Origin of the sequence: Kribbella speibonae (genome assembly GCF_004331375.1) — a bacterium.
GTDB lineage: Bacteria > Actinomycetota > Actinomycetes > Propionibacteriales > Kribbellaceae > Kribbella > Kribbella sindirgiensis.
On sequence record NZ_SJKC01000005.1, the window covers coordinates 438,216 to 460,760 of the forward strand.

General features: G+C 68.6%; 24 protein-coding genes. 8 read left to right on the top strand and 16 right to left on the bottom strand.

Annotated features, from left to right (window positions below; genetic code table 11):
* Positions 1 to 462: 462 nt before the first annotated feature.
* The 3 genes from ppk2 to E0H92_RS33345 form a co-directional block, all read right to left on the bottom strand.
* Positions 463 to 1,371, bottom strand: coding sequence for a polyphosphate kinase 2 (gene ppk2 / locus E0H92_RS33335; RefSeq protein ID WP_131499045.1), 909 nt, complete (start codon positions 1,369 to 1,371; stop codon positions 463 to 465).
* Positions 1,372 to 1,495: 124 nt separating this feature from the next.
* On the bottom strand, positions 1,496 to 2,122 hold the full coding sequence (locus E0H92_RS33340) for an SAM-dependent methyltransferase (protein ID WP_131461689.1): 627 nt from the start codon (positions 2,120 to 2,122) through the stop codon (positions 1,496 to 1,498).
* 60 nt (positions 2,123 to 2,182) lie between these two features.
* Positions 2,183 to 3,499, bottom strand: coding sequence for an MFS transporter (locus E0H92_RS33345; RefSeq protein WP_202873952.1), 1,317 nt, complete (start codon positions 3,497 to 3,499; stop codon positions 2,183 to 2,185).
* A gap of 93 nt (positions 3,500 to 3,592) precedes the next feature.
* On the opposite strand from E0H92_RS33345, the gene E0H92_RS33350 reads away from it, so the two are divergent.
* Positions 3,593 to 4,402 carry a phosphotransferase gene (locus tag E0H92_RS33350; protein WP_131499046.1) on the top strand — a complete coding sequence of 270 codons (810 nt, stop codon included), beginning with the start codon at positions 3,593 to 3,595 and terminating at the stop codon, positions 4,400 to 4,402.
* Here E0H92_RS33350 and E0H92_RS33355 read toward each other — a convergent pair.
* Positions 4,395 to 5,873 carry an MFS transporter gene (locus tag E0H92_RS33355; RefSeq protein ID WP_131499047.1) on the bottom strand — a complete coding sequence of 493 codons (1,479 nt, stop codon included), beginning with the start codon at positions 5,871 to 5,873 and terminating at the stop codon, positions 4,395 to 4,397. The two genes, E0H92_RS33350 and E0H92_RS33355, sit on opposite strands and share 8 nt — an antisense overlap.
* Positions 5,874 to 6,009: 136 nt before the next feature.
* Here E0H92_RS33355 and E0H92_RS33360 point away from each other — a divergent pair, with 136 nt between their 5' ends.
* Positions 6,010 to 6,732, top strand: a complete 723-nt coding sequence (locus E0H92_RS33360; RefSeq protein WP_131461692.1) for a TetR/AcrR family transcriptional regulator C-terminal domain-containing protein — start codon at positions 6,010 to 6,012, stop codon at positions 6,730 to 6,732.
* 46 nt (positions 6,733 to 6,778) lie between these two features.
* Here E0H92_RS33360 and E0H92_RS33365 read toward each other — a convergent pair whose 3' ends face one another.
* From E0H92_RS33365 to E0H92_RS33375, 3 genes are read right to left on the bottom strand one after another with little or no spacing between them, the layout of a single operon-like run.
* Positions 6,779 to 7,834, bottom strand: a complete 1,056-nt coding sequence (locus E0H92_RS33365) for a Gfo/Idh/MocA family protein (RefSeq protein WP_131292066.1) — start codon at positions 7,832 to 7,834, stop codon at positions 6,779 to 6,781.
* A gap of 1 nt (position 7,835) precedes the next feature.
* Positions 7,836 to 8,681 (bottom strand): sugar phosphate isomerase/epimerase family protein, encoded by an 846-nt coding sequence (locus E0H92_RS33370; protein ID WP_165550144.1) that lies wholly within the window; start codon positions 8,679 to 8,681, stop codon positions 7,836 to 7,838.
* A complete protein-coding gene (locus tag E0H92_RS33375) occupies positions 8,678 to 9,868 on the bottom strand; it encodes an ROK family transcriptional regulator (RefSeq protein ID WP_131461694.1) in 1,191 nt (396 codons plus the stop codon). The genes E0H92_RS33370 and E0H92_RS33375 overlap by 4 nt, the downstream gene beginning before the upstream one ends.
* Positions 9,869 to 10,012: 144 nt before the next feature.
* On the opposite strand from E0H92_RS33375, the gene E0H92_RS33380 reads away from it, so the two are divergent.
* The 3 genes from E0H92_RS33380 to E0H92_RS33390 all read left to right on the top strand — a co-directional run bounded on the left by E0H92_RS33380 (position 10,013) and on the right by E0H92_RS33390 (position 12,083).
* Complete coding sequence (locus E0H92_RS33380) at positions 10,013 to 10,303, top strand: antibiotic biosynthesis monooxygenase (RefSeq protein WP_131499049.1); 291 nt, start codon at positions 10,013 to 10,015, stop codon at positions 10,301 to 10,303.
* A 32-nt stretch (positions 10,304 to 10,335) separates the two neighbouring features.
* The gene (locus E0H92_RS33385) at positions 10,336 to 10,944 is read left to right on the top strand and encodes a TetR/AcrR family transcriptional regulator (protein ID WP_131499050.1); all 609 of its coding nucleotides are present in this window, start codon (positions 10,336 to 10,338) and stop codon (positions 10,942 to 10,944) included.
* Between the two features lie 131 nt (positions 10,945 to 11,075).
* Positions 11,076 to 12,083: an RNA polymerase subunit sigma-70 gene (locus E0H92_RS33390; protein WP_131461697.1), complete on the top strand. Its 1,008-nt coding sequence runs from the start codon at positions 11,076 to 11,078 to the stop codon at positions 12,081 to 12,083.
* A gap of 21 nt (positions 12,084 to 12,104) precedes the next feature.
* Here E0H92_RS33390 and E0H92_RS33395 read toward each other — a convergent pair whose 3' ends face one another.
* The 8 genes from E0H92_RS33395 to E0H92_RS33430 all read right to left on the bottom strand — a co-directional run bounded on the left by E0H92_RS33395 (position 12,105) and on the right by E0H92_RS33430 (position 18,918).
* The gene (locus tag E0H92_RS33395; RefSeq protein ID WP_131499051.1) at positions 12,105 to 12,668 is read right to left on the bottom strand and encodes a dihydrofolate reductase family protein; all 564 of its coding nucleotides are present in this window, start codon (positions 12,666 to 12,668) and stop codon (positions 12,105 to 12,107) included.
* A gap of 72 nt (positions 12,669 to 12,740) precedes the next feature.
* A complete protein-coding gene (locus E0H92_RS33400; protein ID WP_131499052.1) occupies positions 12,741 to 13,418 on the bottom strand; it encodes a YidC/Oxa1 family membrane protein insertase in 678 nt (225 codons plus the stop codon).
* 45 nt (positions 13,419 to 13,463) lie between these two features.
* Positions 13,464 to 13,730 (bottom strand): DUF6412 domain-containing protein, encoded by a 267-nt coding sequence (locus E0H92_RS33405; protein ID WP_131499053.1) that lies wholly within the window; start codon positions 13,728 to 13,730, stop codon positions 13,464 to 13,466.
* 4 nt (positions 13,731 to 13,734) lie between these two features.
* Positions 13,735 to 15,051, bottom strand: a complete 1,317-nt coding sequence (locus E0H92_RS33410; protein WP_131461701.1) for an RNA polymerase sigma factor — start codon at positions 15,049 to 15,051, stop codon at positions 13,735 to 13,737.
* A gap of 203 nt (positions 15,052 to 15,254) precedes the next feature.
* A complete protein-coding gene (locus tag E0H92_RS33415; protein WP_130385813.1) occupies positions 15,255 to 15,875 on the bottom strand; it encodes an HhH-GPD-type base excision DNA repair protein in 621 nt (206 codons plus the stop codon).
* Positions 15,875 to 16,288, bottom strand: a complete 414-nt coding sequence (locus tag E0H92_RS33420; RefSeq protein WP_131337975.1) for a universal stress protein — start codon at positions 16,286 to 16,288, stop codon at positions 15,875 to 15,877. The genes E0H92_RS33415 and E0H92_RS33420 overlap by 1 nt, the downstream gene beginning before the upstream one ends.
* 343 nt (positions 16,289 to 16,631) lie before the next feature.
* Positions 16,632 to 18,110, bottom strand: a complete 1,479-nt coding sequence (locus E0H92_RS33425; protein WP_131292081.1) for a glutamate-cysteine ligase family protein — start codon at positions 18,108 to 18,110, stop codon at positions 16,632 to 16,634.
* Positions 18,111 to 18,174: 64 nt separating this feature from the next.
* On the bottom strand, positions 18,175 to 18,918 hold the full coding sequence (locus tag E0H92_RS33430; RefSeq protein WP_131499054.1) for an MBL fold metallo-hydrolase: 744 nt from the start codon (positions 18,916 to 18,918) through the stop codon (positions 18,175 to 18,177).
* Between the two features lie 36 nt (positions 18,919 to 18,954).
* Between E0H92_RS33430 and E0H92_RS33435 the strand changes: the two genes are divergently transcribed.
* Positions 18,955 to 20,310: a DNA polymerase IV gene (locus E0H92_RS33435; RefSeq protein ID WP_131499055.1), complete on the top strand. Its 1,356-nt coding sequence runs from the start codon at positions 18,955 to 18,957 to the stop codon at positions 20,308 to 20,310.
* The gene (locus E0H92_RS33440) at positions 20,303 to 21,244 is read left to right on the top strand and encodes a tetratricopeptide repeat protein (protein WP_131499056.1); all 942 of its coding nucleotides are present in this window, start codon (positions 20,303 to 20,305) and stop codon (positions 21,242 to 21,244) included. Before E0H92_RS33435 ends, E0H92_RS33440 begins: the two co-directional genes overlap by 8 nt.
* Here the strand turns inward: E0H92_RS33440 and ddaH are convergent.
* Complete coding sequence (ddaH, locus tag E0H92_RS33445) at positions 21,213 to 21,974, bottom strand: dimethylargininase (RefSeq protein WP_131499057.1); 762 nt, start codon at positions 21,972 to 21,974, stop codon at positions 21,213 to 21,215. The two genes, E0H92_RS33440 and ddaH, sit on opposite strands and share 32 nt — an antisense overlap.
* 52 nt (positions 21,975 to 22,026) lie before the next feature.
* Here ddaH and E0H92_RS33450 point away from each other — a divergent pair, with 52 nt between their 5' ends.
* Positions 22,027 to 22,545 (top strand): hemerythrin domain-containing protein, encoded by a 519-nt coding sequence (locus E0H92_RS33450; protein ID WP_131461707.1) that lies wholly within the window; start codon positions 22,027 to 22,029, stop codon positions 22,543 to 22,545.

Here is a 22,545-nt window from a genome sequence, read left to right on the forward strand (position 1 = left end):
TTGGCGTGCAACTCAGAGCGCGGACAGCATGCCCACCCGGATACGCCGGGACATGCCCGCCTCCACGCCACCCTCCACCACTGCCTCACCAACGCCCGCACCGCGATGGCCATACTCACCCCCCCGGCCGATCCGGGGGCGCTCCGGATTTCGGCAAGTCGACAGTACGTATACCTCCACTGCCCGGCGATCCCGCCTGCCGCACGGTTCGGGGTGGCAGGTAGTAGGCGTATACGTACTGTCGAGCTGCTGGTTCCGACCGACTGCGGCCACCCGTGAGCGTGGTCGGCCGGTTGCCGGGGGAACAGACACCTTCCGGGTGCTGCGGACAGGGAATGTCAGGTGCGAGCCCACGAGAACCTGTCTTCCAGCCCCGCAGTTCACCCACACATCGGACACGAGAGCCGGATATCCACGCGCGCGGCGGGATCACCGCGCTAGGCGGGCGTGCGTGGGACGGGCTTACAGGACCGGGAAGGTTCGGGTGGCGGATTCGCCGTGTTCTAGGACTTGGGTGGCGGGGCCTAGGAGGTTGGGGTCGGGGTGGCCTACTAGGGCGGTGTCTTTGTCTGTGTAGTCGTAGAGGGAGAGGACGTGGCGCATGGCTTCTAGGCGGGCGCGTTTCTTGTCGTTGCTTTTGACTACGGTCCAGGGGGCGTGGGGTGTGTCGGTGTAGTGGAACATCGCCTCCTTGGCCTCGGTGTATGCCTGCCACTTGTCGAGTGACGCGAGGTCCGTGGGTGAGAGCTTCCATTGCCGGACCGGGTCGATCTGGCGGATCGTGAACCGGGTCTGCTGTTCGGCCTGCGACACCGAGAACCACAGTTTCACCAGCAGGATCCCGGACCGCACCAGCATCCGTTCGAACTCGGGCGCCTGCCGCATGAACTCCTCGTACTGCTCGCGCGAGCAGTACCCCATCACGTGCTCGACGCACGCGCGGTTGTACCAGGAGCGGTCGAACAACGTCATCTCACCGGCCGCCGGCAGATGCGCGACGTACCGCTGGAAGTACCACTGGGTCTGCTCGCGCTCGGTGGGCTTCTCGAGCGCGACGATGCTCGCCCCGCGCGGGTTGAGGTGCTCCATGAACCGCTTGATCGTCCCGCCCTTGCCGGCCGCGTCACGGCCCTCGAACACGATCACCAGCCGCTGCTTCGACCGCTTCACCCAGTACTGCAACTTCAGCAGCTCGATCTGCAACAGCCGCTTGTCCCGGTCGTAGATCTCCCGCGCCAGGCGTTCGCCGTACGGATAGCCCTCGCGCCACGTGTCTACCGGCGTACCGTCGGCCCGCAGCAGCACCGGGTCGTCGTCCTCCTCGTCCAGCACGCGAAAACCGAGCTCTTGCACCAGATCAGGCTCACTCATCGTCGTCCTCGCTTCGCTCCGGGCGCCGATGAGGCACAAGGTGTGCTGTGCCTTCTGATGACCTCGCTTCGCTCGCTCATGACGACAGACTCAGCCCCCCGGATGACGCCCAGGTGAACAGGTCTCAGCGACGCCGCAGCTTGACCGTGCTGTCGCGACGGTTGATCGGTACGCCGTCACGCAGCACCTGCGCCCGGTCATGCGCGCGACTGACGAGCGTGTCCCACTCGCCCTCGGGAAGCGCCAGGCTCTCGATCACCTCGTCAGGCTCCGGGAAGTGCATCTCGGGATGCGGGTTGGGCTCCCCCGGCGGGAATCCCAGATGACCCTCGATCAGCAGTACGCCGCCTCGCGCGACAGCCGCCGCCGCGCTCCGCAGGATCTCCTCCCGCGCCAGCTCAGTCTTCGAGTGCAGGAACTGCGCGGACACCAGATCGAACTCCCCCTCCGGGAACGACTTCCCCAACTCGTGCTGCTGCCAATCGATCCGGTCGTCAACGCCGGCAGCCTTCGCGTGCCCGGCCGCGCGCCCGAGCGCAACCGTCGAGATGTCGACGGCCGTGACGGTCCAGCCCCGCTCCGCGAGCCAGATCGCGTCGGCCCCTTCGCCGCAGCCGAGGTCGAGCGCCCGGCCCGGGGTCAGGCCGGACACCTCGTCGACGAAGGCGGCGTTCGGCTTGCCGCTCCAGATCTGCTCGTGCTCGGTGTAGAACGCGTTCCAGTGCTCGTCGGGGAGCTGTTCGGTGGTCATGCACCGATGCTCCGCGACGCCGCCAGGAGATGGCAAACATTCTTGCCGGATCGGCAAACGCTAGCTGTCCCGGACCGGCAGCGGTTCGGCCTTCCCGACCACGAACGCGTACGTCAGCGCTCCGATCACCGCCACCACTCCCGCGACGGCGAACGACGGCAGGTACGACCCGTGGTAGATGTCGAGCAGCAGACCGAAGACGTACGGGCTGATGATCCCCGCGATGTTCGACGCGAAGTTCTGGATGCCGCCGATCGACGCCACGTGCCGCGACGACGGCGCCACGTCGCCCGGCAGCGACCAGATCCCGGTCGCCGCGATCGCCAGGCTCGCGTACGAGATCGCCAGGAACAGCAACGCGACGTACACCGACTTCGCCGGTGCCGCGAACACGATCGCCGCGCCGCCGAGCAGCCCGCCGACCATCACGGTCTTCCGGACCCGGGTCACGTCCGCGCCGGCCCGGATCCGCCGGTCGGCGACGATCCCGGCGATCCAGCCGCCGGCGATCGCGGTGATCCCGGGCAGCGTGCCGAGCGTCCCGAGTTCCTTGAGGTCGAGCCCGCGGGCGTCCTTCAGGTACGACGGGAACCAGGTCAGGAAGAAGTAGATGACGAAGTTCAGGCAGAAGAAGCCGAGCATCATCCCGCGGATCGTCCGGTACCGGAACAGGTCCCGCCAGCGCACCTGCGCCGCGGCCTCGGAGTCGTTCTCGTCGAGCCGCGCGCCGTTGGACACGATGTAGGCACGCTCCTCGGCGTTCGCGTGCTTGTGCTCCATCGGATCGCGGTAGTACCAGTACCAGACCGCCGCGAGCATGATCCCGAGGACGCCGAGCACGACGAACGAGAAGTGCCAACTCACCAACGCGATCAGCCCGGTCACGACCGGCAGCGACAGAACGGTCCCGACCCTCGACCCCGAGTCGATCACTGCGCTCGCGAACGCCCGCTCGTGCGCCGGGAACCACCGCGACGCGGCCTTGGTCGCACTCGGGTACGCCGGCGCCTCCCCCGCACCGAGCGCGAACCGGAACGCGAACAACGACCAGAACCCGCGCGCCAGCGGCGTCAGCGCGGTGACGACGCTCCACCACAGCGCGGCGAACGTGAACGCCTTCCGCGAGCCCACCTTGTCGGCGAACCAGCCCGCCGCGAGCATCGCCCCGTCGTACGCCCAGAAGAACGCGCCGAGGATCAGGCCCTTCTCGGCGTTGCTGAGGTCGAGGTGCAGATCGTCCTCGATGAACGGCAGCGCAACGCTCAGATTCGCGCGATCCAGGTAATTCAGTGAGAGCCCGACGAACGCGAGCCCTAGGATCAGGTACCTCGTACGGCTGGCTCCGGATGGGGCCTTCACTGGAGTGGTGGCGGTCACTCTGCGCCTCCGATCGAGTGCGGATCGTGGGCACGTTACCTTGCGCGTGTTCTTTGTGCAGACAAACGTTTCATCCAGCGGAATGAGGGCTCAGTGATCGAGGACGGCGAGGAGATTCCGCTGCTCGGCGGTGACGTGACCGAAGGGCTGGTCCGCGTCGGCGACACCGTACGGCGACCGCCGGGCGAGCGGGCCGCGCTGGTCCAGGACGTGCTGCTGTACCTGGAGAAGGTCGGGTTCGGGGGTGCACCGCGGTTCCTCGGGATCGACTCGGCCGGCCGCCAGGCACTCACGTACGTCGAGGGCGAGGTCGCGGGCCGTCCGCGCCCGCCGTGGATCGCGGACGAGGAGCGGATGGTCTCGGTCGCGCGCCTGCTGCGTGCGTACGACGACGCCGTCGAGGGATTCGGGATCCCGGACAACCTGCCCGCGCCGATCGAGCCGCCCGGTCTGCCGGACCTGAACGATCCGCCCGAGCTGGTCGGCCATCAGGACGTCACGCCGGAGAACGTGGTCTTCCGGGAGGGCCGCGCGTACGCCCTGATCGACTTCGACCTGGCCCGCCCGGTGAGCCGGGCCCGGGAGTTCGTGAACCTGATGCTGTGGTGGGCCCCGCTCGGCGCCGATGACGATCTCGACCCCGAACTCCGCGGCCTCGACCGTCCCCGCCGCTGCCGGCTGCTCGCCGACGTCTACGGCCTCTCCCCCGCCGACCGCGCCCGCACCCTGGAGCTCACGATCGGTTTGAACGAGCGTGCCTGGCACACGATGAAGTACCGCGCCGACACCCTGGGCGGCGGCTGGCAGCGGATGTGGAGCGAGGGAGTCGGCGACAAGATCCGCGCCCGGCAGACCTGGCTCGAGGAGAACGCCGACTCCCTCACCACCGCCCTGCTCAGCTGACTGCGACCTCTTCCTTCATCTCTTCTGGAGCCGCTGCCTTCCGGTCCCGCAGGAGTACGAGGGCGAGGACCGCCGACCCCAGCACCGCCACCGCGCTGACCATGAAGGTGCCCGACATCGCCTCCGCAAAGGCCTTCCGGGCGACTCCAGCTACTCCTGCATCTCCGAGAGCGAAGGCTTCACCGATCGATCGGCGCGCCTCGGCCGGCGCCGATTGCGGCATGTTCGCGGTGAAGTTGTTCGCCAGCGCTGACCCGAGGATCGCGATCCCCAGCGCCGCGCCCGCCTGCTGCACGGTGTCGTTCAACGCCGATCCGACACCGGCGTGCTCGTGCGGCACCGCGCCCATCAGCGCCGCGGTCGCAGCAGGCTGGGCCAGCCCGGCGCCGACGCCGAACACACCCAGCGCCAGCGCGACCATCCCGAACCCGTCGTCCGCGGACAGCGTCGACATCACCCAGAACCCGCCGGCCAGCACGACCAGCCCCGCAACGGTCATCGGCCGGTTCCCGATCTTCTGGCCGAGCGTCGCCCCGACGCCGTTCACCAGGATGACCGCCACCGCCATCGGCGCCATCGCCAGACCGGCCTTCGTCGGCGAGAACCCGAGCACGAACTGCAGGTACTGCGTCAGCGCCAGGATCAGTCCGCCGTTCGCGATCTGCAGCAGCACCAGCGACAGGCTCCCGCCACTGAAGTTCCGGTCGCGGAACAGCGCCAACGGCACCATCGGCACCGGGGTCCGCAGCTCCCACCCGACGAACAAGGTCAGCCCGGCGACGGCGACCGCCAGCATCGGCCACGACAGACCGTGCTCCGGCAGGTCGATGATCACCCAGACCAGCGCGACCAGTCCGACCATCGACAGCACTGCACCGATCGGGTCGGGCTTACGCCACGGCCCCTTCGACTCCGGCATCAGGATGACGGCGGCGATGATCGCGATCACCGCGACCGGCACGTTGATCAGGAACACCGAGCCCCACCAGAACTTCGCGATCAGCGCGCCGCCGAGCACCGGGCCGCCGATCAGCCCGACCATCAGCACCGAACTCCAGATCGACATCGCCTTGCGGCGTTCGTCGTCGTCGAAGACCGTGATCAGCACCGAGAGGGTGCTCGGCATCACGACCGCTCCCCCGACGCCCATCAGCACCCGTCCCGTGATCAGCATCTCCGGAGTCCCGGCGTACGTCGCCAGCAGGGACGCGGCGCCGAAGATCGCGAGGCCGGCGATCATCACCTTCTTGCGCCCGTACCGGTCGGACAGGCTGCCGGCCGTCAGCAGCAGGCCGGCGAATACCAGGATGTAGCTCGCGACGATCCACTGGATCTCCTGCGCGCTCGCGCCGAGGTCCTCGGTCAGTACCGGGATCGCGACGTTCAGGACGCCGTTGTCCAGGACCAGCACCATCGTGCTCAGGCAGAGCACGATCAGAATCAGCCATCTGCGCGGATGCCGAGCGGTCATCGCGCACCTCCTCGAGTCGATTACTTGAACAGCGTTCAGCCTGCCTGAACAGTGTGCAATTAGAACTGAACGTTGGTCAAGTCCTGCACAGTGTTCAGTAATCGGCTAGGGTTGTCCTCGACGAGGAGGTACGACGATGGCGAGCGAGGAGTACACGTCCGTCTGGACGCGGCCGAAGCGCGGCCGGCGCCGCGAGCAGCCCGCACTGACCCAGGAGCAGATCGTCGCGGAGGCGATCAAGCTGCTGGACGCCGACGGGCTGGAGGCGCTCACGATGCGCAAGCTCGGCGCCGCGCTCGGCGCCGTGGCGACCGCGGTCTACTGGCACGTCGCGAACAAGGACGAGCTGCTCGAGCTCGTCGTCGACGAGGTGTACGGCGAGGTCGAGGTGCCGGCGGTAGCGGACCCGTCCGCGTGGCGCCCGGCAGCCGAGGCTGCGGCGCGCAGTGTGCGCGCGATGATCGTCCGGCATCCGTGGGTGGCGCCAACGCTCGCCGACGTCGGCATGAACTACCTCGGGCCGAACCTGATGCGGATCTCCGACGACCTGCTCGGCACGTACCTCGCCGCCGGCTTCGAGCTGATCGAGGCGGACCAGGCCGCGAACACCGTGCTCGGCTACGTGATCGGTGTCGCGTCGGTCGAGGCCGCGACCGTCACCAAGCTCAAGCGCACCGGCAAGGACATGGCCGCATGGCAGGCCGAGGTCTGGCCCGCAGCGGTCAAGGCCGCGGAGCCGTACCCGCACATGCGGGCGCTGTACGCCGCCAACAGCGGCACCGACCTGGAAGCGGGCGGCGAGGACAACTTCAGCTACGGCCTGGCCAGGATCCTGGACGGCCTCGAAGCCCGCCTGTGACGGGCCGTTTGCCCGAGGCTGTGATGCCTCGGGCAACGGCACTGTGTCAGCGGGTGATGGCGACCTCGGCGCCGCTCTTCGCGGACTCGTAGATCGCGGTCAGCATCCGGGCCATCTCCAGGCCCTGCTCCGCGGTCGCGTCGGCCGGGATCTCCCCGCGGCAGATCCGCAGGAAGTGGTCGATCTGGTTCGCGAACCCGATCCGGAAGTCGAACCCGAGCGAGTCGATCTGCGGCTGGACGTGCAGCAGCGTGTCGTGCCGCTCGGTGATCATCAGCAGCTCCGGCTCGATCTCCGCACCGCCCTTGTCACCGTGGATCCGGACGCTGATCTCGTTGCGCGCGTGCAGCGAGAAGGACGTCGCCACATCGAGGACCGCCCCGCCCTCGAAGCGGATCTGCGCGGTCGCGAAGTCCTCGACCGTGTTCGGCCGCGCGGCCGACGCGGCCTTGTAGCGGGTCAGGTTCTGGATGTTGTCGCGGGCACCCAGCGGCGCGAACGTCGCACCGGACGCGGACACCGCCTTCGGCATCCCCATCAGGTACCAGCACAGGTCGATGATGTGGACGCCGAGGTCGATCAGCGGACCGCCGCCGGACAGCTCCACGTCACCGAACCAGCCGCCGGGGTTGCCGGCCGTCCGCAGCAACGTGGCCCGCGCCGCGTAGATGTCACCGAACTCGCCCGCGTCCAGGAACCGCTTCGTGACCAGGGCGTTCGGCGCGTACCGCCGTACGTACCCGATCTGCAGCGCCTTCCCGGTCTCCTCGACCGCCTTCACCAGCGCCTCGGCCTCCGGCACGGTCACGGTCATCGGCTTCTCGACCAGCACGTCCTTGCCGGCCCGCAGCGCCGCCTCGGCGATCGGGGCGTGCAGCGTGTTCGGCACGCACACGCTGACCGCGTCGACGTCCGGGTCCGAGAAGATCTCCTCGGCGGAGCCGGTCACCCGCGCGACGCCGAACTGCTCGCCGCGCGCCTTCGCCCGCTCGAGATCCACGTCGCACACGGCGACGAGCTCGGCCTGCGGGTTCAGCTGGTACGCCTTCAGGTGCTCGACGGCGATCGAGCCGAGGCCGATCACCGCAATCCGCGTCGTCATGTCACGCCACGCTTTCGTTCAGTCGGATGATGTTCGCCAGCGAACGCTCGATCGCCGCCAGCGGAGCCTCCATACCCTCGAACTCCAGGCTCACCGGTACGTCGGGCTTGGTCGCGACCAGTGCGAGCAGACCGGGTACGTCGACGTCGCCGTGGCCCGTGACCGTCCCGAGCAGGTAGTCGCCGGCGAGCGTCTTCAGCCAGCCGTCCCCGGCCGAGCGGCGGATGTGGAAGTCCTTGATGCCGATCGACGCGGCGACGTCGATCAGGCCCGCGGCCGTCTTGCCCGGCACCTCGCCGACGCACAGGCCGTTGCCGAGGTCGAGCGTGACCCGGAAGTTCGGGCGGTCGACGGCGTGCACGAGCCGGGCCAGCCGGTCGCTGCCGTTCATGAAGAAGCCGTGGTTCTCGATCGTCGACACGATGCCCAGGTCCGCGGCATGGTCGGCGACCGCACGGCACCCCTCGACGACCTTCGCGAACGTCGACTCGAACTCGCCCGGGTCCTGCTCCCGCCACGCCCACGGCGCGACGTCGTGCCGGAAGATCCGGGCGCCGAACCGGTGCGCGACGTCCAGCTGCCGGCGGAGGCGGTCGATCTCCTCGCCGTCGGCGGTCCGCAGATCGCCGCTGACCAGGTAGTTCACGATCGGTACGCCGATCTCCTCGGCGTGCTTGGCGGTGTCGCGGACGACACTCTCGTTCTCCAGGTAGTACTCGCCGTCCATCGCGGCGACCTCGATGTGCCCGGCCGGGGAGGCCGCGACCCAGTCCAGGACCGCGATCAGGTCCATCTCGCCGCTCGTCATGAGCTGGCGGAAACAGTACGAGCTGACTCCGAGCTTCACTTGGTGGTCCTCTCCACTTCGTGAGTGATGTGGGCCCACGGACTGGGATAGCCGTGGACACCGTAGATAGCTGAGCTGCATCGGTCGAACGCGTTGCCGACCGCCCCGAGCACCACTGCCTCGCGCCCCAGCGCCGAGGCGACGAAGGGTGGGCGTTCAGGGAAGACCAATTCCTGCTCGACCGCTGCCGCGAGCGGACGGAGCAGAGCGCCGCTGTCCTGCAAGGCCCCGCCGCGCACGACCACGACCTCGGGATCGACGACCAGGAGAACCGTCGCGATCCGGCCGGCGATCTGCGCGCAGAAGTCCTCGAGCTCCGCCTGTGCGTCGGCGTTGCCGGCTGCGGCGGCGCTCAGTACCTCCGCGCTGGTCGGTCGTACGGACCAGACCAGCTGTCCGCGCTGGGCGTTGCGGGTCCAACGCATACCGCGCTGCGCGCCGAGCTCACCCGCGAGCCGGTGGCGGCCCTGCCGGATGACTCCGTTCAGGACGATCGAGACCGACAGGCGATGGCCGATCTGGAGATAGACGACATCGGAGTACCCACGGCCCGCGCCGCCGCGTTGCTCCGCCAGCGCCGCGAGCTTGATGTCGTTGTCCACGACGATCGGCTGCCCGAACTCCTTCGCCAGCAACTCCGCGACCGGCAGCCCCACCAACTCCGGCATCGCCAAGCTGGCCCGCAATTGTCCGTCCGCCTCAACCACACCAGGCAGCCCAACCCCAACCGCCCGCAACCGCCCAAGGTCGAGTGCGCCTGCTGCCGCATCCAGCGCTTGCGGGATGAGAGCGAGGGCCTCGGCCCCGCTGACGGAGCCGGTGGCCGGTGCGCGGCGATCGGCGTCCGCTGGAAGCTCGGCGTAGCCGAGGCGGTGGCCGGAGAGGTCGCAGATGATTGCTCGTGCTCCGCGGGGACCGAGGTCGACGCCTGCGACGAGGCCGGTCTCGCGGGCGAACCGGAACGCGCGAGCCGGCCGGCCAGGACCGGCAGAGGCCGGGCTGGCCGCCTCGACCAGCCCGGTCTCGAGGAGATCGTCGAGGACGGCATGCACCGTCGGTCGCGACAGGCCCGTGCCCTCGCTGATCACCCCGACCGTGCGGGCCTCGTCGGCCTCGGCCAGGAACCGCAGACACGCGACCTGATTCGCAGATCGCTCCGCCTGGGCGGCGCCGCGTGCAGTGTCCATCGACCCCAACCCATTATGGAACCGGCTTTAATAAAGACGGTAACAGAATTCTCCAGGCGAGGGCAACGACCAATTCAGAAGGCAGACGCAACTTTCGGGTTATACTCCCATTTGTGTCATTGACCCATTATCGGAAGGACCATCATGTTCGCTCAAGTTGTGTCCGTGGAGGCAGAGACCGACAAGCTCCCCGGCCTCCTCATGTTCTGCGAGGAGCAGCTCCCCAGCTTCCGTGAAGCTCCCGGGTTCAAGGGTTTCTACCTGCTCGCCGACCGTCGGAGTGGCAAGATCGTGACCGTCTCCCTGTGGGACAGCGACGCCGATCTGCGGCGAAACAACGACGGCCGAGGTGCTCAGGCACGCCAGGAGGCGAGTGCGGAGCTGGGTGTGACCCCTCCTCCGGTCGATGTCTACGAGGTCGTGCTGCAGGCATGACTCCCGGTGGTCCGTGAGGAGAAACCAGCAGGATGAGCGCAGCGACCAATCCCTCCCCCGGTCTGCGGGAACGTAAGAAGATCAAGCTGCGCCACACCATCCAGACCGCGGCGCTGCGCCTCTTCGAGCGGCAGGGCTACGAGCACACCACCGTCGAGCAGATCGCCGAGGCCGCCGAGACCTCCACCACCACGTTCTACCGCTACTTCCCCACCAAAGAGGACGTCGTACTCGACAACGACGCCTCTCCGCTGTTCGAGACCACCGCCGCCGAGCGACCGGCAGACGAACCCCTGACCGCGACCGTTCGCGCCGCCATGGGCGCGGTCGTCGCGGCGGCCGAAGCCGACCGCGACTTCACCCTCGCGCGGATGCGGCTCGTGGCGACCGTCCCGGCCCTCGAAGCTCGCTATGCCGGCGAGGAGCGCCGGACCATCGAGCTCCTGACCGGCCTGCTCGCCGACCGCACCGGCCGCCCGCACGACGACTACCAGGTCGAACTCATCGCCTTCGTGCTCGCGGGCGTTCTGTTTACCGCCTCCCGCCGATGGGTGGCCGACCAGGGCGCCACTGCCCTGAGCACCCTGGTCGACCAAGCCCTCACGACCGTCGAACCGCTACTGGCCACACTCGAAGGCTGAACTCCAACTGTCGCAGGACGACCGTCGAGGTCATCGTCGTCAAACGACTGTTCAGCGGCCGCACCGATCAGAACACCTCCGCCGCGTCGTCAGTTCAGTAGCCCGTCGGACCGATGGAAGGATTGCTGACTATGACCGACGACCGACTGCTGGGCGCCGATGAAGCCAGGTTCATCGCGGCCGCGCGCTCGGACGACACGACACGGTTCGCGCTTCTCACCGAGCGCTACCGGCGTGAACTGCACGTGCACTGCTACCGGATGCTCGCGAACTACGCGGACGCCCAGGACATGACGCAGGAAACGTTCCTGCGGGCGTGGAAGAAGCGGGAGTCGTTCCGGGGCCACGCCGCGCTGCGGACCTGGCTGTACCGGATTGCGACGAACGCCTGCCTCGACTTCCTGGAGAAGCGGAACGACCGCACACCGGTACCGTCCGAGCTACCGGGCGCCGGCTCCGAGGTGCTGTACCTGCAGCCGTACCCCGACCGGATGCTCCCCGAGGACCCGCAGGAATCCGTGGTGGCGCGGGAGACGATCGAGCTGGCGTTCATCGTCGCCGTCCAGCACCTGCCGCCGAGGCAGCGGGCGGCGTTCATCCTGCGCGACGTCCTCGGTTGGCCGGCGTCGAAGGCCGCTGACGCCCTCGAGCTGACCGTCGCATCGGTGACCAGCGCATTGCAGCGGGCACGCGTGACGATGCGCGAGCAGCTGCCCAGCCGCCGCCTCGACTGGCGGAGCCCCGCCACCCACGAGCTGACCAGCGACGAGCGCGGCGCGGTGAAGTCGTACATCGACGCCCATGAGCGCAACGACCTCGACGGGCTGACGTCCCTGTTACGCGACGACCTCCGCTTCGCGATGCTGCCCGAGGCGGGCACCGCGACCGTGACCGCCAAGGACGCGGTGGACGGCTGGGTCTCCGGCGGACTCTTCCAGCGCGGCTACGACGACTGGCGCGGTATCACCACGACGGTCAACCTCATGCCTGCCGTCGCGCTGTACCTCCGCACCCCCGAGGAACCGGTGTACCGGCTCTTCGCCGTCGCGGCCCTGCACATCGTCGACGGGAAGATCGCCGAGCTGACCGGATTCGACGCAGCTGATCAACCCTGGCTGGGCCTGCCCCTGACACTGTGATCACCAGGTCCGCATCCGCACTCATCGCCTTGTCTCGTAGCGGGTGAGCAGCACGCCGCCGGGGAACGTCCGCCTCTCCACCGGGTCCAGGTTCACCCAGCTGTCCAGCGCTGTGAAGAACGGCGTGCCGCCACCCACCAGGACCGGATGGGTCACCACCTGGTACTCGTCGATGAGCCCGGCCCGCATGACCGCCGCGGCGAGCGTTGCGCCGGCGATGCTCATCGGATCACCGTCCTCGGCCCTGAGCCGGGTGATCTCGGCGATCGCGTCGCCGGTGACCAGGCGGGTGTTCCAGTCGACCTTGTCGATCGTCGAGGAGAACACCACCTTCCGCGTGTCCCGCCAGTTCCGCGCGAACTCGATCTGCGCCGCCGTGGCGTCCGGTTGCTGGTCGCCGGTCGGCCAGTAGGCGCTCATCCCCTCCCACACCTTGCGCCCGTACAGCGACAGGCCGCTCGCCAGCTCCCGCTCGAGCCACCACTGGAACAGCTCGTCGCTCGGCGCGCTCCAGCCGATGTCGTCGCCGGTCGCGGCGATGTAGCCGTCGATGGTCACGTTCATGCCGTAGATCAGTTTCCGCATCGTGCCAGCCTCCTGTGAGTCGATCTGACACATACAGACGGGCACGGCGCGGAAACCTCATCGGTGCGCGTACTAACGCTGCAGGATCGTGCGCTCCACGAGCGTCCAGGTAGTCGTCGTCAGCAGGTAGAGACCGGCGGCCAGCGGTACGAAGGCGGCTGTCAGAAGCGTGCCGAAGGGCAGTAGTTGGGCGAGGCGTCGGGACCACGTCGGCGCTGACGCGTCGAGCTGACGCACTGCGAGTCGGGATGAGAACCACGCGGCCACAGCGAGCAGTACCGCGATCACGACGTACGCCGGGGTGCCGGTGAGGATCGGCCAGTGGACGCCGAGCGGGGCGCCGAGGAGGTTGCCGCTGATGAGCTGGTTCGACTCCCCCGCCACCATGGTCCGCGAGAACAGCGTGTACATCAGCCAGAAGAACGGCAGTTGCGCGAGCGTCGGCAGGAAGCCGGCGAACAACGACGTACCGGACTCTGACTGCAGCTTCGCGACTTCACGCTGCAGGCGCTCCGGGTTGCCGCGATGCCGTTCGGTCAGCTGCTTCAGCTGCGGCATCAACTCCGCGCGGGCCTTCAACCCGCGATGCGCCCGCACGCTGAGCGGGACGAGAGACAGCCGTACGGCGAGGGTGCACAGCACGATCGCGATGACCGCGGCGTACGCGCCGGCGAACGGTTCGAGAGCGGTGACGAGGGACGTGAGCAAGTGATAGGCACCGGTGACCGGTGCCTCCAGAAAGGAAGGCACAGCAGAACTCCACGAGTGTGTAGGAACAGGTAGCGGGGTGGAGCGCTACTGTCCCGGTGCTCGTGGACGTGGTCGACCGGCCGCGTCAGGATCGCGCAGCCGAAGGAACACGGTCTGCTCGGCGCGGTCCCGGACCGAGGTGGCCCGGGCGAGCAGCGGCGCGGCGGTGTGCACCGACCACCGCGCGGACGTGCGCGCGACGACGACCAGCGCCAACAGCAAGGCCGCCGCCGTAAGAACGGCGGCGGCCAGTGAAGCCGTGTCGAACACAGAGATCATCGACGCGAGAACGCCGGCGATCCACTGCGTCATGACATCAGTCCAGGTAGTCCCGGAGGACCTGCGAACGCGACGGGTGCCGCAGCTTCGACATGGTCTTGGACTCGATCTGGCGGATCCGCTCGCGGGTCACGCCGTACACCTTGCCGATCTCGTCGAGCGTCTTCGGCTGACCGTCGGTGAGACCGAAGCGCATCGAGACCACGCCGGCCTCGCGCTCGGACAGCGTGTCGAGCACCGCGTGCAGCTGCTCCTGGAGCAGCGTGAACGAGACCGCCTCGGCCGGCACGATCGCCTCGGAGTCCTCGATCAGGTCACCGAACTCGGAGTCGCCGTCCTCACCGAGCGGCGTGTGCAGCGAGATCGGCTCGCGACCGTACTTCTGCACCTCGATGACCTTCTCCGGGGTCATGTCGAGCTCCTTGGCGAGCTCTTCCGGAGTGGGTTCGCGACCGAGGTCCTGCAGCATCTGCCGCTGGACGCGGGCCAGCTTGTTGATGACCTCGACCATGTGCACCGGGATCCGGATGGTGCGGGCCTGGTCGGCCATCGCACGGGTGATCGCCTGCCGGATCCACCAGGTCGCGTACGTCGAGAACTTGTAGCCCTTGGTGTAGTCGAACTTCTCCACCGCGCGGATCAGACCGAGGTTGCCCTCCTGGATCAGGTCCAGGAACAGCATGCCGCGGCCGGTGTAGCGCTTGGCCAACGACACCACCAGGCGCAGGTTGGCCTCGAGCAGGTGGTTCTTGGCGCGCCGGCCGTCCTCGGAGATCCACTCGTACTCGTCGCGGACCTTCTCCTTGAGCTTCGCGGCCTCGTCGGCGATCTGCTCCTCCGCGAACAGACCGGCCTCGATCCGCTTGGCGAGCTCGACCTCCTGCTCGGCGTTCAGCAGCGGGACCTTGCCGATCTGCTTCAGGTAGTCCTTGACCGGGTCCGCGGTGGCCCCGGCGACCATCACCTGCTGCTCGGGCTCGTCGGTCTCGTCGGCCTCGGAGACGATGAAGCCCTGGTCCTCGGTGAGCTCCTTCTCCAGCCCCTGGACCTCGCCCGGCTTGAAGTCGGACTCGTCCACCTCGTCGAGCGCGCGCGGCTTCCCGGTCTTCGGGTCGATCGACAGACCCGCCTCGGACACTGCCTTCTTCGCCGGAGCCTTCTTGGCAGCGGCCTTCTTCGCGGGGATACCGTCCTCCTTGGTGCCGGCGGCCTTCACCGCCGCCTTCTTCGCGGCCGCCTTCTTGGCAGCGGGGTCGGTCACTCGGGCGCTGGTCCTCGGAGCCGTGCTACGGGCCGTGGCGGCCACGGTCCGGGCCGGCTCGGCGGGAAGATTCTCGGACGAGCTGGACGACACGAATTACCTCTCGTCTGACGCAGGGTTTGTACGACGGTACGGCTGATGGAACTGTGGGTGTTGCTGAGTCTTTGGGTACTGCTGTTCGCGGCTGCTCGCTGGTCAGGCGGCGGCAACAGTCCATTGTAATCCGCGAACCAAGCCCAGGCGTCGCGCGACCCCCCGGAGACGTCATTTCCGGGGGGTCGCCGCCGTCGATCGTGTCACCCGTTGCGGGTCTGCCGCAGTGGACGTGCCACCACCCGCTGCCGCACCATCTGCTGCTCCTGCTTGAACTGCCGCACCTTCACCAGCGACGCCACGTCGATGACGTCCGCGACCGACTTGAACGCGCCGTCCTCGCCGTAGGGCTCGGAGGCCTCGCGCCAGCCGCGCGGCCGGACCTTCAGCTGCTTACCGAGCAGCGCGACGAAGATCTTCGCCTTCTGCGCACCGAAGCCCGGCAGCGCCGACAGTCGCGCCAGCAGGTCGTCCCCCGACTTCACGTCGGACCACAGGCCCGACGCGTTCCCTGCGTACTGGTCGTCCAGGTGCTTGGCCAGCGTCTGGATCCGGGCCGCCATCGCGGTCGGGAACCGGTGCACGGCCGGCGGACCGGCCACCACCTCGACGAAGGCGTCCGGGTCGTAGTGCGCGACCGTCTGCGGGTCGAAGGGACCGATCATCCGCTTCGAGATCGCGACCGGTCCGGCGAACGCCCGCTCCATCGGAATCTGCTGGTCGAGCAGCATGCCGACCAGCAGGGCGAACGGATCTCTGCTCAGCATCTCGTCGGCGTCGGGCTGCTGCGCGAGGCACAGCTTCCTGCTACGTGTCGAAGTCATCAGTCCTCCCCTTCCTCGGCCTTCACGGCCAGCACCGGACACGGAGCATCGAGCAGCACCCGCTGCGCGTTGCTGCCGAGGATGAGCTTGCCGACCGGGGAACGGCGCCGCAGCCCGATCACGATGAACTCCGCGTGCACCTGCTCGGCGACGGCCACCAGGTCCTCCGCCGGGTCCAGGCCACGCACCAGCTGCCGCACCTCGTACGGCACACCGGTCGAGTCGAGCTGCTCCCGTACTTCCGTCAATGCGGCGTCACTCGCCGCAGCCTCGTCGCTGTCGAAGCTGCGCCCACCTCGATGCGAGTTCACCACCACCAGCTTGGCGTCCCGCAGCGTTGCCTCCTCCGCTGCGCGCCGAAGGGCCGCACGGCCTTCCGCCTTCGGCACATAACCCACGACGATGGTCGTCATCGCCCTGCCTCACCTCCGGGTGTGTGTCGACCCGTCTCGAACGATACTGCTCCCGACCGCAGTCGGCATCCGCTGCATTTGCACCTGTTGTGTCGCACCGGTGACGGAGGGCTGCCGGTGCCCGGGTCCTACCCGCGGCGGGCCCGCCTAACCTTCCGGTGGCCACACCTTTGCAGGGCTGTCACCAAATGCGCCACCCCTGTAGTCCGGGTCGTTATCGAACTCGCCCGGAAACCGTCGATCCCGTTGCCTTGGGCAAGATCGAACGGGTTCCGCCAGAAGGACCGGGGTTCCGCGACCCGCTGTCCTACGTTGTCCTGCGCACACCGGCGTACGAACCGGTTCAGTCCACCGGCCATTCGTGCACCGGCGTGTTGTCGTGCATGTGGTCGCGGTACCGGCGGAGCATCCCGCGCAGCGCGTCCTTCCGGCCGTGCGATCCCTTTGTATACAGGCGGTGGAACTCGTCGGCCTGCCACGACGCCCCGTTGCGGCCGGTCAGGCACCGCTGCTCGATGATCCCGAGCAACCGGTCCCGTACTGCGACGTCCACGCCCCACGCGTCCAGACCGCGAACCGCCAACGGGAGCAGGCGTCTGAGCACCAGCTCGGTCGCGCGCGCCGTACCGACGCCGGGCCAGAACACCTCCGCCTCGATGCCGTTGCGGGCCGCGTTGTGGAAGTTCTCCTCGGCAGCACTGAACGACATCTGCGACCAGATCGGCCGTTCGTCGTCGGCCAGCGCCCGCACCAGCCCGAAGTAGAAGGCGCCGTTGGCGATCGTGTCGACGACCGTCGGGCCGGCCGGCAGGACACGATTCTCCACGCGTAGATGCGGCTTCTCCCGGACAACGTCGTACACGGGCCGGTTCCAGCGGTAGATCGTCCCGTTGTGCAGCCGCAACTCCGAAAGGGCCGGCGTGTCACCGCGGTCCAGGACGGCGATCGGATCCTCGTCGGAGGTGACCGGCAGCAGCGCCGGGTAGTACCGCGAGTTCTCCTCGAAGAGGTCGAAGATCGAGGTGATCCATCGTTCACCGAACCAAACCCGCGGCCGGACGCCCTGCGTCTTCAGTTCGTGCGTGCGGGTGTCGGCGGCCTGTTCGAACAACGCGATCCGGGTCTCGCGGAGCAGCTCCTTGCCGAACAGGAACGGCGAGTTCGCCCCGACCGCGAGCTGTACGCCGGAGATCGCCTGCGCGGCGTTCCAGTACCGCGGGAACGCCTCCGGTGTCACCTGGAGATGGAACTGCGTCGACGTACAGGCGGCCTCGGGGACGATGCTGTCCGCGGTGACCTGCAGCCGTTCGACACCGTCGATGGAGATCTGCACGTCCTCGCCGCGGGCGGCGAAGATCTGGTCGTTGAGCAGCGCGTACCGCGGGTTGGTGCTGAGCGCGTCGCGGCGGATGTGCTCGGTCAGCAGCGTCGGCAGGATGCCGACCACCACCATCGACGAGCCGGTCCGGGACGCCTTGTCCTCGGCGGCGTTCAGGCTGTCCCGGATGTTCGACTCCATGGTGTCCAGACCGAGTCCGTCGATCTGTCCGGGCGGCACGTTGATCTCGATGTTGAACTGGCCGAGCTCGGTCTGGAACGCGTCGTCCTCGATCGCGCTCAGCACTTCGGAGTTCTTGAACGCCGGGTCGCACTTCTCGTCGACCAGGTTCAGCTCGATCTCGATCCCGGTCATCGGCCGCTCGGGCGCGAACCGGTTCTCGCGCAGCATCCGCGCGAAGGCGTCGAGGTTGCGGTGCACCTGTTCGCGGAACGCGGTCCGGTCCGCCCGGGTGAACTCGACCCGGTCGACTTCCTCACCCATCAGCGCCTCCCCTGGTGGCTCCTGTGCTCAGTGTGCCCGAAGTGCCCATCCCGCGCCTGGCGAATCACACCGGATACACGATGAAATCGCTCCGCTCGATCCGCACCGGCTGGTCTCCGGCCGCCGCGAGGACGCCGGCGAGCTCGGCCAGTACGCCGGGACGCAGCTGAAGCACGTGTTCGGCCGGGTGCTCGTCGGCTCCCATCTCGTAGTCGCGGCCGGGCTCGTTCGTCATCTCGATATGGGCCCCCAGTACCCACTCGACGGAATTGCCGTCAGCAACAAACGCCGCCAGTCGCCGGATGCTGTCCCGGTACGCCGCCCAGTCCTTCACGTACAGCCGACCTGGGTACAGCGAGTCCCCCGTCAGGAGCAGCCGCGTCGCTCGGTCGTACAGGGCGATGTCCGCGCCCTGGTGTCCGGGGATCGGGATGATGTCGACGATCCGCTCCCCCAGGTCGATCGTGCCGCTCCCGTGCGGCCAGTCGATCCCGAAGTACTCCGCGACGTCCTCGACGGATCGTCCTACGACGCTGTCGAACTCTCCGTCGCCGCCGACGTGGTCGCCATGTCCGTGCGTATGGGCGACGACGAGCTCCCGATCCCCCGCGAGTTGCTCGACGAGTGGACGCAGGGGGATGTGGCCCGTGCCGGTGTCGAGCAGGAGGGCGCGGTCGCGACCGAGCAGCAGGTACAGGAACGGTGCTTCGAAGTTGGTGCGGAGCGGCTGGCGGAGGATCGCGGTGCGCTCGTCGTACCAGTGGACGTGGTGCTGGGTGCCGTCGTCCCAGTGATCGGGGAAGCTCATGGGCTCATTGTCGGTGGCGGCAGGGACACTGGTGGGGTGCGAGACGATCCGTCGGTGCTGCACGTGGACCTGGACGCGTTCTTCGCGGCGGTCGAGCAGCGGGACAAGCCGTCACTGCGGGGCAAGCCCGTGGTCGTCGGCGGCATCGGCGTGCGCGGGGTCGTGTCGACCGCGTCGTACGAGGCACGCAAGTACGGCGTACGGTCCGCGATGTCGACGGCCGAGGCGCGATCACGGTGCCCGCACGCGGCGTACCTGAGTCCGCGTTTCGAGGTGTACCGGAAGAGCAGTCAGGCGGTGATGGCGGAGATGCGGGCGCTGTCGCCGTTGGTCGAGCCGCTGTCGCTGGACGAGGCGTTCATCGACCTCGCCGCGAGTGGGCTGACCGGGCTGACGGTCGAGGACGTGCAGGCGATCGCCGACGATCTGAAGGCGGCCATCTACAAGGTGTCCGGCGGACTGACCGCGTCGGTCGGTGCGGGGACGTCGAAGCTGATCGCGAAGATCGCCAGCGATCTGGACAAGCCGGACGGCGTGGTCGTCGTACCGGCCGGGACCGAGGCCGCGTTCCTCGCACCGATGCAGGTCACCGTGATCCCGGGCGTCGGCCCGGCGACCGCGCAGCGGCTGAGCATGGCCGGCGTCCGCACCGTCGCGGACCTGCAGCAGCTCGACGAGGACGAGTTGATCCGTCAGGTCGGGTCCGCGCACGGCACCAGCCTGCACCGGCTCGCCGTGGCGGCCGACGACCGGCCGGTCGTGAGCGATCGGGAGACCAAGTCGGTCAGCGTCGAGGACACGTTCGAGACCGACATCATCGACCGCGCGCTGCTCACCGCGATCAGCGACCGGATGGCGCACCGCGTCGCCGAGCGCCTGCAGAAGGCGCAGCTGTCCGGCCGGACCGTGACGGTCAAGACGCGGATGCACGACTTCACCACGCACACCCGCTCGTCGACACTGGCGGGCCCGACCGACGACGCGCGGGTGGTCGCGCGGGTCGCGCGCCGGCTGCTCGAGGAGAGCGACATCGGCGGCGGCATCCGGTTGCTCGGTGTAGGCGTCTCGTCACTGGCCGACTGGATCCAGGACGATCTGTTCACCGAAGGCGAGCACGCCGAGAACCCGATCGAGGTGGTCGAGCTGCCGGCCCGGCCGCGCGACCAGCTCGGGTTCCATCCCGGTCAGGACGTCGCGCACCCGGACCACGGCCGCGGCTGGGTCTGGGGCTCGGGACGCGGCCGCGTCACGATCCGCTTCGAGACCGCGGACACGCCGCCGGGCCCGGTCCGGACGTTCTCCGTCGACGATCCGGCCCTGACAAAAGTGCAGCACACCCCCGCGGATGCAGACGACGAACCCGAAACTGACCACAATGTCTCGAATGAATGAGGAACGGCGGGGGGTGTACCCGTTCTGTGCGCCGTGCACGGCGGGTTCGGAGGCGTGGCGGGCGGCCGAGACGGCGGCGCCGATGGGGCCGATGGGCAGCAGGTTCTACGGGCACCGGAGTGTGTGCGAGAACTGCGGGTCCTCGGTGCGGACGCTCTACAACACGGTGCTGTGGGTTCCGGTGTCGAAGGTCGGACGGTTCCGGATCATCCCGACCGGCGGGCGCACGTACGTCGGCCGCAAGGTGGTCGATCAGCCGATGCAGGCCCTCGTACGGCGCGAGCCCGTGTCCGCGATCTCGGCGTACCCGGAGCTCGACGGCGCCCCGGCGTACAAGCAGGCCGAGGCGTACTGGGACGAGAGCGAGCCCGGACAGGCGTTGCCGTTCTACCAGGCGGCGCTGGCCGAGCGGGAGATGGTGCTGGCCGCCGACGACCCGGCGACGCTGCGGGTCCGGCTGCGAGTAGCCCAGGGTCTGCTGGCGACGAGGAACTACGGGCGGGCGATCGCCTGGTTCGAGTTGGTGACGCCGCAGCTGGTCGAGGTGTTCGGGCCGCACCACGAGCTGACCCGGGCGGCGACCGAGGCGATCACCGGTGCGCGGTTGATGGTCGGCGGTCCGCGGTCGGAGGCTCAGTTGCTCGCGGACATCGTCGCGGCCGACGCGATGGTGGACGACGCCGCGCAGCTGTTGCGCGATCGGGCCGCGCTCGGGAAGGCGTTGCTCGCGTGCGGCGACATCGCGGAGGCGGTCGAGGCGCTGACCCAGGTCGTCCGGGACGCCCCACCTGGTCATCCGGACACGGCGGTCTACCGAAAGGCGCTGGTGGAGGCCTGCGGAGTCGTCGAGGCGCGAGGGAAGAAGCGCGACGTGCAGCTGGCCGCGGCCGCGCGCCGGCTGCTCAGCGGCGCAGACGCACCGACAAGCACGTGACACACCCCTCGAGCTTCTCGAACTCGCTGATGTCGACCACGACCGGCCGATAACCCAGGCCCTCGAACAACTGCGCCGATTTCGGCGCGGACGCCGCCATCAGCAGCTGGTCGTCATCCAGCAGTACGACGTGCGCGCCCGCCTCCTCCGGCACCGGGCGGAACGCGTCGAACGCGGCGGCGTCGTCCACGAGCGGCTCGTACCCGACGACCGTGCCGTCGGGTAGCGCGGTCACGGCCGACTTCAGATGCAGCACCTTCCGCACCGGGACCGCGCGGACCTCCGCGCCGAGCGGTGCGAACGCGTCGCGCAACTGCTGGAACCCGGCCGCGTTCGTCCGGCCGCCCTGCCCGACGTAGATCGTCGAGCCGATCTTCAGGACGTCGCCGCCGTCCAGCGTCCCGGGTTCGTCGATCCTGACGATCCGGTACCCCTGCGCGGCGACCGTCTCCGCGGCGGCCGCCGCCTCCGCGCGCCGCTCGTCCGCGCCGGCCCGCGCGATCACCGCGACGTCGCCGTACACGACCATCGTGTCCTCGACGAACACGCTGTCCGGGCATTCGTCGATCGCCGGCACCTCGACCGTGTTCCAGCCGGTGCCGTGCAGCGCGTCGACGTACCGCTGCCATTGGCCGAACGCCAGCGCGAGGTCGACCGGTGTGCGCTCGATGTGCGTGACCAGCCCTTCGGCGAGGCGCGGGCTTGGGCGGCGGATGAGGGCTGTGGGCATGGCCGCAGGGTATCCGGGTACCAGGCAGGGCATCCGAGAAAGGAGACGACGGATGCCGAAGATCCTTCCGGCAGCGGGTGGTGACGTGGTCGAGATCATCCTTGCCGACCACAGGTGGTTCGAGGAGGCACTGCGCGAACTGCGCGATGTCCGCAGTGATCGCGCCGCGGTGCTCGCCGACCTCGCGACCGTCCTGATCGCGCACGCCGAGGCCGAGGAGTCGAAGGTCTACCCGGCGCTGCGGCACAAGGACGCGATCGATGCCGACGAGGTCGAACACTCCGAACACGAGCATGCCGAGGGCAACGACGCGCTGCTCGCCCTGATGGAGGTCGACGACACCGGCAGCGAGGAGTTCAGCGAGAAGCTGCACGAGCTGTCCGAGGCGCTCACGCACCACCTCGACGAGGAGGAGCGAGACGTCCTGAACCCGGCCCGGACAGACGTCACCGAAGGCGTCCGCCGCAAACTCGGCGACCTGTTCGCCGAAGAGCGCGCGCGCCTGATCGACTCGGGCTGCGGGGATATCGCGAACGTCCGGAAGGTCGTCGCGGCCGAACAACAGAACTAG